The 11880-nt window shown below is 60.7% G+C and carries 10 protein-coding genes; 3 read left to right on the top strand and 7 right to left on the bottom strand.

Annotated features, from left to right (window positions below; genetic code table 11):
- Nucleotides 1–330: 330 nt before the first annotated feature.
- A complete protein-coding gene (gene algB, locus PSH86_RS00225; protein WP_003196247.1) occupies nucleotides 331–1677 on the top strand; it encodes a sigma-54-dependent response regulator transcription factor AlgB in 1347 nt (448 codons plus the stop codon).
- Between the two features lie 10 nt (nucleotides 1678–1687).
- A complete protein-coding gene (locus PSH86_RS00220) occupies nucleotides 1688–3478 on the top strand; it encodes an ATP-binding protein (RefSeq protein WP_134922202.1) in 1791 nt (596 codons plus the stop codon).
- Between the two features lie 6 nt (nucleotides 3479–3484).
- On the opposite strand, the gene PSH86_RS00215 is transcribed toward PSH86_RS00220, so the two are convergent.
- The 7 genes from PSH86_RS00215 to PSH86_RS00185 form a co-directional block, all read right to left on the bottom strand.
- Nucleotides 3485–5098, bottom strand: coding sequence for an EAL domain-containing protein (locus PSH86_RS00215; protein ID WP_232201376.1), 1614 nt, complete (start codon nucleotides 5096–5098; stop codon nucleotides 3485–3487).
- Nucleotides 5099–5173: 75 nt separating this feature from the next.
- Nucleotides 5174–5953, bottom strand: a complete 780-nt coding sequence (locus PSH86_RS00210; protein ID WP_305487014.1) for an N-acetylmuramoyl-L-alanine amidase — start codon at nucleotides 5951–5953, stop codon at nucleotides 5174–5176.
- A 104-nt stretch (nucleotides 5954–6057) separates the two neighbouring features.
- Nucleotides 6058–8097 carry a GGDEF domain-containing protein gene (locus PSH86_RS00205; RefSeq protein ID WP_305487011.1) on the bottom strand — a complete coding sequence of 680 codons (2040 nt, stop codon included), beginning with the start codon at nucleotides 8095–8097 and terminating at the stop codon, nucleotides 6058–6060.
- On the bottom strand, nucleotides 8094–8972 hold the full coding sequence (locus tag PSH86_RS00200) for an endonuclease/exonuclease/phosphatase family protein (RefSeq protein WP_109752863.1): 879 nt from the start codon (nucleotides 8970–8972) through the stop codon (nucleotides 8094–8096). The genes PSH86_RS00205 and PSH86_RS00200 overlap by 4 nt, the downstream gene beginning before the upstream one ends.
- A gap of 15 nt (nucleotides 8973–8987) precedes the next feature.
- On the bottom strand, nucleotides 8988–9632 hold the full coding sequence (locus tag PSH86_RS00195) for a thiol:disulfide interchange protein DsbA/DsbL (RefSeq protein ID WP_109752862.1): 645 nt from the start codon (nucleotides 9630–9632) through the stop codon (nucleotides 8988–8990).
- A 197-nt stretch (nucleotides 9633–9829) separates the two neighbouring features.
- Entirely contained in the window at nucleotides 9830–10441 is a 612-nt protein-coding gene (locus PSH86_RS00190; protein WP_305487008.1) for a cytochrome c, read from the bottom strand.
- Nucleotides 10442–10487: 46 nt separating this feature from the next.
- Nucleotides 10488–10778 (bottom strand): cytochrome c5 family protein, encoded by a 291-nt coding sequence (locus PSH86_RS00185; RefSeq protein WP_003196231.1) that lies wholly within the window; start codon nucleotides 10776–10778, stop codon nucleotides 10488–10490.
- 191 nt (nucleotides 10779–10969) lie between these two features.
- Between PSH86_RS00185 and yihA the strand changes: the two genes are divergently transcribed.
- Entirely contained in the window at nucleotides 10970–11611 is a 642-nt protein-coding gene (yihA, locus tag PSH86_RS00180) for a ribosome biogenesis GTP-binding protein YihA/YsxC (protein WP_116833823.1), read from the top strand.
- Nucleotides 11612–11880: the final 269 nt, after the last annotated feature.

The raw sequence follows: 11880 nt of genomic DNA, 5'->3' as shown, positions 1-11880 counted from the left end.
ATTTAAAATCAGATAGTTACAAAATAGTTATCGGAGGCGGGGAGCGCATCCTGCACGATGGCCCGCGTGGCAGTCGTGCGTATTGCACGAATGAGGGAGAAAAGACGCTAGATTGTTTTTGAATTGCCCGTCAGACGTAGCTGTCGGAATGAGCAATGCGAACCGTCCGAACCACACGAATCATAAAAAAAGGAACTCAAATCAGTCTTTTAGGAGTCAGACGTCCACAGGGGCATACTGCGTGGGTAATATCCCCTCAGAATCGACCATGCAACTTGCCCGATTTTTCTGACACTAATCATCATCATTCATTAAAGGAGCGTAGGAAAAATGGAATCCGCCACTGAGCATCAAGGCCGCATTCTGCTGGTAGACGATGAGTCCGCCATCCTGCGTACGTTCCGATACTGCCTGGAAGACGAAGGCTACAGCGTTGCCACCGCCAACAGCGCCGCGCAAGCCGACGCTCTGCTGCAACGCCAGGTGTTCGACCTGTGTTTCCTCGACCTGCGCCTGGGCGAAGACAACGGCCTGGATGTGTTGGCGCAGATGCGTATCCAGGCCCCCTGGATGCGCGTGGTCATCGTCACCGCCCACTCGGCGGTCGATACGGCAGTGGATGCGATCCAGGCCGGGGCCGCCGACTACCTGGTCAAACCTTGCAGCCCCGATCAATTGCGCCTGGCGACCGCCAAGCAACTGGAAGTACGCCAGTTGTCGGCCAGGCTCGAAGCCCTTGAAGGGGAGGTGCGCAAGCCCAAGGACGGCCTCGACTCCCATAGCCCGGCGATGAAAGTCGTCCTGGAAACCGCACGCCAGGTTGCCAGCACCGATGCCAATATCCTGATCCTCGGCGAATCGGGCACCGGTAAAGGCGAATTGGCCAGGGCGATCCATGGCTGGAGCAAGCGCGCGAAAAAGTCCTGCGTCACCATCAACTGCCCGTCACTGACCGCCGAACTGATGGAAAGCGAACTGTTCGGCCATAGCCGCGGGGCTTTCACCGGTGCCAGCGAAAGTACGCTGGGGCGCGTCAACCAGGCCGACGGCGGTACGCTGTTTCTCGACGAGATCGGCGATTTTCCACTGACATTGCAACCCAAGTTACTGCGTTTCATCCAGGACAAGGAATATGAGCGGGTAGGGGATCCGGTCACCCGTCGTGCCGACGTGCGGATTCTCGCGGCGACCAACCTCAACCTTGAGGACATGGTGCGCGACGGGCGTTTTCGCGAAGACCTGCTGTATCGCTTGAACGTCATTACCTTGCATCTACCGCCGCTGCGCGAGCGCGCCGAAGACATCCTGACCCTGGCCGACCGCTTCCTGGCCCGCTTCGTCAAGGAATACGCACGCCCGGCCCGGGGCTTCAGCGACGAAGCACGCGAAGCGCTGCTAGGCTATCGTTGGCCAGGCAACATCCGGGAACTACGTAACGTGGTCGAACGCGCCAGCATCATCTGCCCCCAGGAAAAAGTCGAAATCAGTCACTTGGGCATGGCCGAGCAGCCGGTCAACAATGCGCCGCGCATCGGCGCCGCCCTGAGCCTGGACGAACTGGAAAAAGCCCACATCGGCGCGGTGCTGGCCACGGCCGACACCCTCGACCAGGCGGCCAAGACCCTGGGGATCGATGCTTCCACGCTGTATCGCAAACGCAAGCAGTACAACTTGTGAGCAGCACCTCATGAAACTGGCGATGAAGCTGCGCACACGACTGTTTCTCAGTATCTCGGCCCTGATCACGGTGGCCTTGCTGGGACTGGTGCTTGGCCTGGTCAGCGTGATGCAGATGGCCAACACCCAGGAACAATCGGTACGCGACAACTTCATCCTGCTGGACCTGGGCCTCAAGCTGCGCCAGACCCTGGGCGATCAGTTGATTATCATGCTCGACGACAAGCCCGACCTCGCGGCGCTGGAGACATCCAAACAGCAATACCTGGCGTTGATCGACGAGGGGATTGCCCACGAACGGGAACTGGATGAGTCGACGAACAGCTTCAGTAAGGCCAAGGCCGACTACATTGAGTTTCTCGAGGCCTTCACCGCATCTCGCCAGCAGCCGAGTCAGCTCTCGGGCATCAAGGACCTTACCGAAAAATTCAACGTACTGCGCAATGGGCTGATCGAGGGCTATCGCCAGGCCCTGACCAACATCAGTGAAACCCAGGACCGTGCCCGTGAACGGGCGCTGTGGATTTCCGGACTGCTGGGGCTGGTGGGGTTTGCGGTGCTGATCATCGGGTTTATCACCGCCCATGGCATCGCCCGGCGTTTCGGCGCGCCGATCGAGGCGCTGGCGGCAGCGGCGGACGACATCGGCCAGGGCAATTTCGAGGTCACGCTTCCCATATCCTCCGCCGCCGAGCTGAATCTCCTGACCCGCCGCTTCGGCGTCATGGCCCAGGCCTTGCGCGAGCACCAGGCCACCAATGTCGACGAGCTGCTCGCCGGCCAGCAACGCTTGCAAGCCGTGCTCGACAGCATCGACGACGGCCTGCTGATGATCGACCGCCAAGGCCGGCTGGAACACCTCAATCCGGTGGCCCAACGGCAATTGGGTTGGGATGAGGCGCGCCTGGGCCAAGGACTCGGCGAGGCGCTGGGACGCCTTGAACTGGATGAAGAACTGCACCTGGTCCTGCGCGGCGGAAGCCTGGAGCGCGTGCCGGAAGACCTGAGCATCGAAGTCGATGGCGAGTCGCGGGCGCTGACTTACAGCCTCACACCGGTCAGCCACACCCAGGGTCACATCCTCGGCGCGGTCATGGTGCTGCATGACGTGACCGAACAACGTGCCTTCGAACGGGTGCGCAGCGAATTTGTCCTGCGTGCCTCCCATGAACTGCGCACGCCAGTGACGGGCATGCACATGGCGTTCGGCCTGTTGCAGGAGCGCCTGCATTTTCCAGAGGAGTCACGCGAGGCGGACCTGCTCAACACCGTCACGGAAGAAATGCAGCGGTTGATGCAGCTGATCAATGACCTGCTGAACTTCTCTCGCTACCAGAACGGCCTGCAAAAGCTGACCTTGGCGCCTTGCTCCATCGACGATCTGCTGGAAGCCGCCCGGCTGCGGTTTACCGAACAGGCCCAAGCCAAGGGCATTGAGCTGCTCGTGGCGATCCAGGGCCCGCTCCCGCGACTGCATGCCGACGCCGCGCAACTGGATCGAGTGCTCGATAACCTGATCGACAACGCCATGCGCCACACCGCCGAAAACGGCCAGATTCGCTTGCAGGCCCGACGCCATGGCGAGCGGGTGATCATCAGTGTCGAAGACAACGGTGAAGGCATTGCCTACGGCCAGCAGGGACGGATCTTCGAGCCTTTCGTCCAGGTCGGACGCAAGAAGGGTGGCGCAGGCCTCGGCCTGGCGCTGTGCAAGGAGATCGTCCAGCTCCACGGCGGACGCATGGGCGTTTATTCAAGGCCGGGGCAGGGCACGCAGTTCTACATGGCGCTGGCGGTCTGAGCAGACTCAGGCTTCGTCATCGAAACGGCGCCCAAGCAAGCGGCGGCCACGGGTAATCAATTCGATGAGTTGCACTGCGCTGAGGGCATGGGCGAACAGCCAGCCCTGACCGAACCTCACCCCTTCGCTGCTCAAATAAGAGGCCTGGGCTTCATGCTCGATGCCTTCGGCGATCACCTTGAGTTCCAGCGCATGGGCCATGCGAATGATGTGCGGAGCCACGCCGCTGCTGGCGGCATCGTGGCCCAAGGCATCGATGAAGGCCTTGTCAATTTTCAGGCAGTCCACCGGTAGGGTTTGCAGGTAGGCCAGGCTGCAATAACCGGTGCCGAAATCGTCGATCAACACCTGATGCCCGACATCGCGCAGCGATTGCAGGTTATCCCGGGCGACCAATACATCGATCAGCCCGCGCTCGGTCACTTCGAAGGCGATCTGATGGGCCGACACGCGATGCAGCGCCAGCAGGCGGGCGATCACTTCGCCGATACGCGGCACCATCACATCGCAGGCCGCCAGATTCACCGAGATGTACAACTGCGGATTGGACCGCAACAACTGGCCCAATTGATCGAACAGCCGCTGTAGCACGAAATCGGTGATCTGGCGGATCTGCCCGGTGTTTTCGGCCATCGGGATAAACAAGTCCGGACTGGTCAGGGTGCCGTCCGGTCGTCGCCAGCGCAGCAAGGCTTCGGCACCGACGCAATTGCGGCTGTTGAGGTCGAAAATCGGTTGGTAAAGCACCTGCAACTCACCGCGGCGAATGGCCCCGTGCAGTTCGGCATCCATGGATTGGCGCTGGCGCGCCAGCAGAAACACCTGAAAACCAATCCCCAGGCCCAACATCAGGCTGATGGGCAACATCCACCAGGCGTTGGCCGGAACCGTGAAACCGTTGCGCTGGGCAATCAATACCAGTTGATATTCCGGGCTGTCGGTGGGCATCCGATAGATCAGCCGGGTTTGCGTCGCTTGCAAGGCATTGTGGCTTTTGGGTGGCCAAGGCTCCGTGGGCGGCCAGTGTTGAGGGGGGCCCAACACGGGAATGGCTCGCTCGCCATGATCCAGGACCACCAGCAGGCTGCTGCCCGGAGGCAGGTCGACCACGTCGGCCAGATGCCCGCGGGAAGTGGCGACCCGAAAATTGCCGCGCCCCAGCATCAATGCCGCGCGGTCTTCGTTGGGTTCGGTGGTGGTATTGAGCCAGTAACTGTAGGTCGGACCCCGGAGATCGGGTGGGCGGGTCACCGACAATCCGCTCTGGCGCGGACGATTGGAACAGACGCCGCTGCCATCGATATACACCGCTTCATAAACGAAACGGTAATTGAAACTGACCTCTCGCAAGGTCGCGATCATGTCATCGTCACACCCACGCAACGGCTGGTTTTGCAGGTCGTCGAGGCTTTCGCGCAGTTGCCCGAAAAGCTGTTCCAGCCGTTGCAGAAAGCGCTCGCCCTGGGCATTCATCTGGTCGCTTTCGCGTTGCTGGATCTGTTGCATGACCACGAACAGACTTCCCGCCAGCAGCAGGACGGTACTCAGGGCAGCCGCTATCATCGCCAAAAAAAGCGGGCGATGGAGCCAGCTCTGCAGGGTTTCACGGGCAGCCGTCATCATGGGTAATCCGAAAGTTACCAATGAGTTATAGCTTCTGATTTGGATTTGGCCCGATTCGTCAGACGGGCGTCATTATTTTGTCTGGTTGAGCACCTGCAGGATCGCCGCGCTTTGCGCGTCCGGCGTGCCATCGAAACGGGTGGGCCGATAATGCATCTGGAAGGCGGCCAGCACATGGTGGGTGGCCACGTCCCATTCGCCGGTCTGCGGCGTCGGGTAACCCAGGCGGGCCAGCTCGGCCTGGAACCAACTGGCAGGCGGCAGCTGTGGCGCGAAGATGGCCTGCTGGCGAGCCACTGCCTGCTCGTCCGGCCAAACCCCCAAGCCGGCTTGCGCCAGGCGCTTCCAGGGAAACAGCGGGCCGGGATCAAGCTTGCGCAGGGGCGCGATGTCGCTGTGGCCGATGATGCTGCGCGGGTTGATTCCGTTGCGCTGGATGATGTCCTTGAGCAATACGATCAAGGCCTGGACCTGGGCTTCGCTGTAGGGATACCAGAGGCGTCCGGTAGGCGTGTCGACGAAACCCGGATTGACGATTTCGATGCCGATGGAACTGGAGTTGAGCCAGGTCCGGCCTTCCCACTCACTTTCCCCGGCGTGCCAGGCGCGTCGACTTTCATCCACCAGTTTGTAGACGGTCGCGCCTTTATCATCGCCGATCAGGTAATGGGCACTGACTTCGCCATGGGTCAGCAGGGCCAGTGAACGCTCCAGGGAAGCCGAGGTGTAATGCACCACCACGAATTGGATGCGGTTGTCATGGTTGACGGAAGGGTGACTGGTGTCGAACCGCGGGCCGCTGGTGCAGCCGGCCAGGATAAATAAAGAAACAATGAGGGAAAGAAATTTCATGGTGGAGGGCATTACGCGCTGGAAGTAATGCAACAGTGTAACGTATCGCCCCGCGATGATCCGATGCGCGCGACGATATTAAACAAATTGGAACAATTAGCCCCTCAGCCCAGCTCTACACGGTTGCGCCCGGCATTTTTTGCCCGATAGAGCGCCTGATCGGCTCTTTTAAACACCGAATCACTGTGTTCGCCCGGTTTGAAGGCCGTCAGGCCAATGGATACCGTCACTGTCACCGGCTCGCCCTTGAAATGAAACGGGCAGGCTTCGATGGCCAGGCGCAGCGCCTCGGCCAGCTTCGCGCCGGCGGCCAGGGGCGTGTCGGGCACCAGCAGGACAAACTCCTCGCCCCCGAAACGCGCAATGAAATCGCCGCCACGCAGGCGTTTGCGCAAGACCGAGGCAATGAGTTTCAACACCCGATCCCCGGCCAGATGGCCGTAGTTGTCATTGATGCGCTTGAAATGATCGAGATCGAGCATGGCCAGCAGCAAGCTGTTGCCGTGCTGCTGCCACTGGCCGACTTCATGCTCCAGGCGCTCGGACCAGGCCGCGCGATTGGGCAGCCCGGTGAGCGGATCGACCAGTGCTTTCTGCCGCTGCTCCTCGAGATTCTCCCGTACGACCTGGGCATCCTGCTCCATCAGCGCGACGCGATCGGCCAGGCTTTTCAGGCGCGCCGAGACTTCTTGCTCGCGTTGATCACGTTGCTGGCGGTGTTGATCCATCGTGCCGAGCAAGCCTTCGAGGTGATTCTCGAGCACCTGCTTGAGGCCTTCCAGGTCATCGGCTTGTTGCACGCTGCTTTGCAGGCCGTCTACCTGTTCGCGAATCTGCGTGTCCATTTCCCTGGAGGCCGACAGGTTGTCGGCGTGGTCTTCACTGGCCGCCTGCAGGCTGCTCTGGAATGACTCGAGCCGGTCATTGAGCCGTTGCAGGTACGCTTCGAACTCATGCTGGCCGGTGTCGGTGATAGCCAACATCAATACTGCAAGATCGTCGAGGATCGGCAGCAGCTCGTACCAATTCAAGCCATTTCGCAACCGCTCACGCATGGCTTCGGCTTGTGGCCGATGCCGCTCGGGCAAGGTCAGGTCGCCCAACAGGCCCAACAACGTGTCTTCGATGTGCTTGGCGACCGAACTGTAGGACGGTTCCGGCGAGTCGGGCAGGGCGTACTGGGCATCAGCCACATCGACGGCTTCCAGCGGCTCGGCAGGCTCCGCTGGAGGCTGCGAGGGGGCGGGCAGGGCCTGTGCTGGCTCCTCGGGCATCAGTTCGTCGGGGTTGTCGAGGGCAGGTGCCACTGCCGACAGTTCTTCGGCAACCGGCATTGGCAATGGCGCGGGTTCGGTTGCTTCATCCGGCTCACTGATGGGCTGAACCACTTCGGCTTCAGGTACGGGAGCGGGCTCGATCTTCGGTGCAGTCGGGACAACCGGTTCGGGCGCTGCCTCCAACGTGGGAGCTTGCTCCGCGACCGATGGCTGCGGTGCTGGTGCTAGCGCGACGGATTCTGCGTCGGTTGCCGGTTCCGCGACTACGCGCACGAACGTTTCTGCCTCAGGCGCTACGCCGGCCTGGGCATGCTCGTGGGGCTGGGGCGCCGCTTCTTCATGGCCTTGGCCACCAAACAGCCGTTGCAGCAGGCCAGGTCGACTCGGTTCGACAGGAGCGTCCAGGGCGCTCAGCGCCTTGCCTTGCAAACCGCTCAGTTCGCTGAGCAGCAGCGGAATCTCCCGGGCCTGGCCGACCCGCTCCTCCAACTGCTTGGAAAATTTCTTCAGTGGCCGGCTGACTTCCTTCGGCAGCGGCAGGCTCTGCAACTGGGCAACCAGGGCCGTCAACGCCGTGCTCATCTGCTCGATCCGGGTTTCGCGGCGCTGCTCGGAATCGAGTACGGCTTTCTCCAGGCGCGGCAGCAGGGCGGCGAGACCGGCGTCCATTTCATCGGTGCGCACCACCTCGCGCATCTCTTTCATGCATTGGTCGACAGCTCGGTCAGTGCCCTCGGCGGCCAGGGTACTGCGCACCAGGCCACGACGCAGCAAGTCGAGCCGAGCAGCCCAACGGCGCTCGAGCTTTTCCTGCTGTTCGATACTCTTGAGGTACTTCTCTCTCCAGCGTTCGGCGTCGTCGCTCATTCATCGGATCCGCGAGGGGCAGGACTCAGCGCGGGGAATGCATCAGCCGTGAGCGAACCAGGCAAACGAATTTCTACCGCGACCGGCAGGTGATCGGAAATGGGTTGGGCCAGCACCTCGACGCGCTCGAGGGTCAGGGTCGGGCTCAACAGGATATGGTCCAGGCAACGCTGGGGGCGCCAACTGGGGAACGTCGCTTCCAGCTGTGGAGCGAGCAGACCAAGATCGCGCAGGGGCGAGGTCTGCAGCAAATCGGAGGCATGGGTGTTCATGTCACCCATCAGTATCTGGTGCTTGTATCCACCGATCAGTTCGCGAATGTACGCCAACTGCATCGTCCGGGTACGCGCTCCGAGCGCCAGATGCATCATGACCACCACCAGCGCTTCCGGACCTTCGCCGAACCGCGCGAGGATCGCCCCGCGCCCCTTGGGCCCGGGCAGCGGATGATCCTCGATCGCCCAGGGGCGCAAACGACTCAACACGCCATTGCTGTGCTGGCCGAGCCGTCCGAGGTTGCGATTGAGTTGCTGGTACCAGTAGGGAAAGGCGCCCAGTTGGGCCAGGTGTTCCACCTGATTGACGTAACCTGATCTCAGGCTCCCGCCGTCAGCCTCTTGCAGCGCCACCAGATCGAAATCTTTCAGCAGGTCGCCGATTTTCTGCAGGTTACCGGCACGCCCGGTGTGCGGCAGCAGATGCTGCCAGCCCCGGGTCAGGTAATGCCGGTAGCGCTCGGTGCTGATGCCCACCTGGATATTGAAACTGAGCAGCCGCAAGCGGCTGTCGCCAGGCAGGCCCGTGGACGTGACATGGTGCTCGTTGACCCGCGGTTCATGCAGGCCAACGATGCGTTCGGTACTCCAGCGGGCCATGGGCGTGAGCCGCGCTTAGTTGGCGGCAGCCTTAGGGGCTGCTCGCTCTTTGGCGATCAGCTGGTCGGCCAGTTGCAGCGCTTGTTCGGCACCGCCGGCAGAGCCGATGTCAAAGCGATATTTGCCGTTGACGATCATGGTCGGTACGCCGGTGATTTCGTATTTCTTCGCCAGCTCCCGGGCCTTCTTGATCTGGCCCTGGATGGCAAAGGAGTCGAAGGTGGCGAGGAACTTGTCCTTGTCGACGCCTTGGGTCGCGAGGAAGTCAGCCATGTCTTCTTTTTTGACCAGCTTCTTGCCTTCTTTCTGGATGGCGTTGAATACCGCCGCGTGAACCTGATGCTCGACGCCCATGGCTTCGAGGGTCAGGAACATCTGGCCGTGGGCGTCCCATGGGCCGCCGAACATGGCGGGGATGCGTACGAAGTTCACATCCTTAGGCAGCTTCTCGACCCATGGGTTGATGACGGGCTCGAAAGCGTAGCAATGCGGGCAGCCGTACCAGAACAGCTCCACCACTTCGATCTTGCCAGGCACGGCCACCGGAACCGGATTGGTCAATTCGACGTAAGGGGCCTTCGATTCTTCCGCGTTGGCTTGGGCGGCCATGCCGAACAGGCTGGCGACGACGAGCGCGGCGCTGGTGATCAGATTACGCATGCTTTACTCCTGGACAATGAGGGGACCTCGCGAGGCCTGTTTTTAAGACTGACCGTGGCGGGTTCTAGTTCGCTAGTGTAACGGCAGCGGCCACAAAAAAGGGCGGCCAAAGCCACCCTTTTGATGCTCGCATCGACAGATTAATCGAGCGTTAACGTTGCAAGCGGTGTATCCCCTCGCAACGCTCGCCAATGGCCTTAGTGCAGGCCCTGGATGTAGCTCGACACGGCTGCGATATCTTCGTCGCTCAGCTTCTTGGCGATGCTCTGCATGGGCTTGGTGTCGCCATCGTTGGTCCGGCCGCCTTCTTCTTTGCGGAAATCGGTCAGTTGCTTGCCGACGTACTGGGCATGCTGGCCGCCCAGGTGAGGGAAACCGGCAGCGGCGTTGCCCTTGCCGTCAGGCGAGTGGCAACCGGTGCAGGCTGGAAGCCCTTTGTCCAGGTTACCGCCGCGGAACAGCGCTTCACCACGGGCCACGAGTTTCGGATCGGCAGCGCCGACGCTACCTTTCTGGCTGGCGAAATACGCCGCGATGTCCGCCAGGTCCTGATCGCTCAGGTTGTTCAGCAGGCCGGTCATCTCCAGCACCGTGCGCTTGCCGGACTTGATGTCGTGCAGTTGCTTGTTCAGGTAACGCTCGCCCTGGCCCGCCAGTTTCGGAAAGTTGGGCGCCATGCTATTGCCATCCGGGCCATGGCAGGCCCCGCATACGGCCGCTTTCGCCTGACCGGCAGCGGCATCGCCAGCGGCGTGGGTTACGCCGGATATCCCCAAGGTCAACAGCAGACTCACGATCAGTTTGTTCATCAGCTAATCCAACTACGGCTAAGGGTTAAAGAGTTATGGACCGGGTTCACTCGCTCATCCACTGGATGATGGCTCGGTAATCCTCGGCACTGCAGTCCATGCACAAACCACGCGGCGGCATCGCCTTGAAACCCTGGGTCACGTGTTGCACCAGCGTCTCCATACCTTTCGCCAACCTCGGCGTCCAAGCTTCCTGATCGCCCTTGCGGGGCGCCATGGGGAGTTGGCCGGAATGACAGGCACCACAAACACGGTTGTACACAGCTTCCGGATCCTGTGTAGCCTGAGCGCTGTAAAGCGGCATCAAGACACCGGCAGCTAGCAGCCATTTCGTCATAAAACGACCTTTTCAGGGTTGGGAACGAGCTGCGTTCTAATGCGCAATTTCGGTCGGTCGCTCCCGTGTGCTTCATCCTACGCTGGGACAAAGCGCACACAAAATCTGCGGCATTATATACTGGCGTCACTGAAACGGAAACGACACAGCTTGCCGCGTCCATTCCCGACGCCGCCCACATCGGAAATCCCATGCAACTGAAGAACCCCATCCTTGGCCTGTGCCAACAGTCCACTTTCATGCTCAGCGCCGCCAAAGTCGATCAATGCCCCGACGACGAAGGCTTTGAAGTGGCTTTTGCCGGGCGTTCCAATGCCGGCAAATCCAGCGCGCTGAACACCCTGACCCATGCCAGCCTGGCACGCACCTCGAAAACCCCGGGCCGCACGCAGCTCTTGAACTTCTTCAAGCTAGACGATGAACGCCGTTTGGTCGACCTGCCCGGCTACGGCTACGCGAAAGTGCCGATCCCGCTCAAGCAACACTGGCAGCGCCACCTGGAAGCCTACCTGGGCAGCCGCGAGAGTTTGAAAGGCCTGATCCTGATGATGGACATCCGCCATCCGATGACCGACTTCGACCTGCTGATGCTCGACTGGGCGGTCGCCAGTGGCATGCCGATGCACATCCTGCTGACCAAGGCCGACAAGCTCACCTACGGCGCTGCAAAAAATACGTTGCTCAAAGTGCAGTCGGAGATTCGCAAAGGGTGGGGCGACACGATCACCATCCAGTTGTTCTCGGCCCCCAAGCGCATGGGCCTGGAAGAGGCCTACACTGTATTGGCCGACTGGATGGAATTGGCGGACAAGGGCAGCGAAACGGCGGAATAAGCCAAATCGCAGGCAAAAAAAACCCCGGACTTCTTATGGGGAGGGGGAAGTTCGGGGTCCAAGTTCCGGACCGCTAGGGCGGGGTCCAGATATCTGCCAACACTTAACACAACATAGGAGCATTGAAGGGCTTCACCAGCCATTCAAAATCTCTGAGTGGCAATTCACGGGTTTAGTTCAGATTATTTTTAGGAATAACCCTAGGAATTTTCCGAACTAATGGCTCTGTCCCCGGATTTGCGGTGTTTCAATGTGGCGAGGGGATTTAT

The organism is Pseudomonas sp. FP2300 (assembly GCF_030687595.1).
GTDB classification, from domain to species: domain Bacteria; phylum Pseudomonadota; class Gammaproteobacteria; order Pseudomonadales; family Pseudomonadaceae; genus Aquipseudomonas; species Aquipseudomonas bijieensis.
This window is presented reverse-complemented; position numbering and strand designations above follow the sequence as displayed.

What these genes read in the sequence shown, in the direction of transcription:
- algB (WP_003196247.1), top strand. Translation starts at nt 331, where the DNA reads ATGGAATCCGCCACTGAGCATCAAGGCCGCATTCTGCTGGTAGACGAT.
- PSH86_RS00220 (WP_134922202.1), top strand. Translation starts at nt 1,688, where the DNA reads ATGAAACTGGCGATGAAGCTGCGCACACGACTGTTTCTCAGTATCTCG.
- PSH86_RS00215 (WP_232201376.1), bottom strand. Translation starts at nt 5,098, where the DNA reads ATGACGGCTGCCCGTGAAACCCTGCAGAGCTGGCTCCATCGCCCGCTT.
- PSH86_RS00210 (WP_305487014.1), bottom strand. Translation starts at nt 5,953, where the DNA reads ATGAAATTTCTTTCCCTCATTGTTTCTTTATTTATCCTGGCCGGCTGC.
- PSH86_RS00205 (WP_305487011.1), bottom strand. Translation starts at nt 8,097, where the DNA reads ATGAGCGACGACGCCGAACGCTGGAGAGAGAAGTACCTCAAGAGTATC.
- PSH86_RS00200 (WP_109752863.1), bottom strand. Translation starts at nt 8,972, where the DNA reads ATGGCCCGCTGGAGTACCGAACGCATCGTTGGCCTGCATGAACCGCGG.
- PSH86_RS00195 (WP_109752862.1), bottom strand. Translation starts at nt 9,632, where the DNA reads ATGCGTAATCTGATCACCAGCGCCGCGCTCGTCGTCGCCAGCCTGTTC.
- PSH86_RS00190 (WP_305487008.1), bottom strand. Translation starts at nt 10,441, where the DNA reads ATGAACAAACTGATCGTGAGTCTGCTGTTGACCTTGGGGATATCCGGC.
- PSH86_RS00185 (WP_003196231.1), bottom strand. Translation starts at nt 10,778, where the DNA reads ATGACGAAATGGCTGCTAGCTGCCGGTGTCTTGATGCCGCTTTACAGC.
- yihA (WP_116833823.1), top strand. Translation starts at nt 10,970, where the DNA reads ATGCAACTGAAGAACCCCATCCTTGGCCTGTGCCAACAGTCCACTTTC.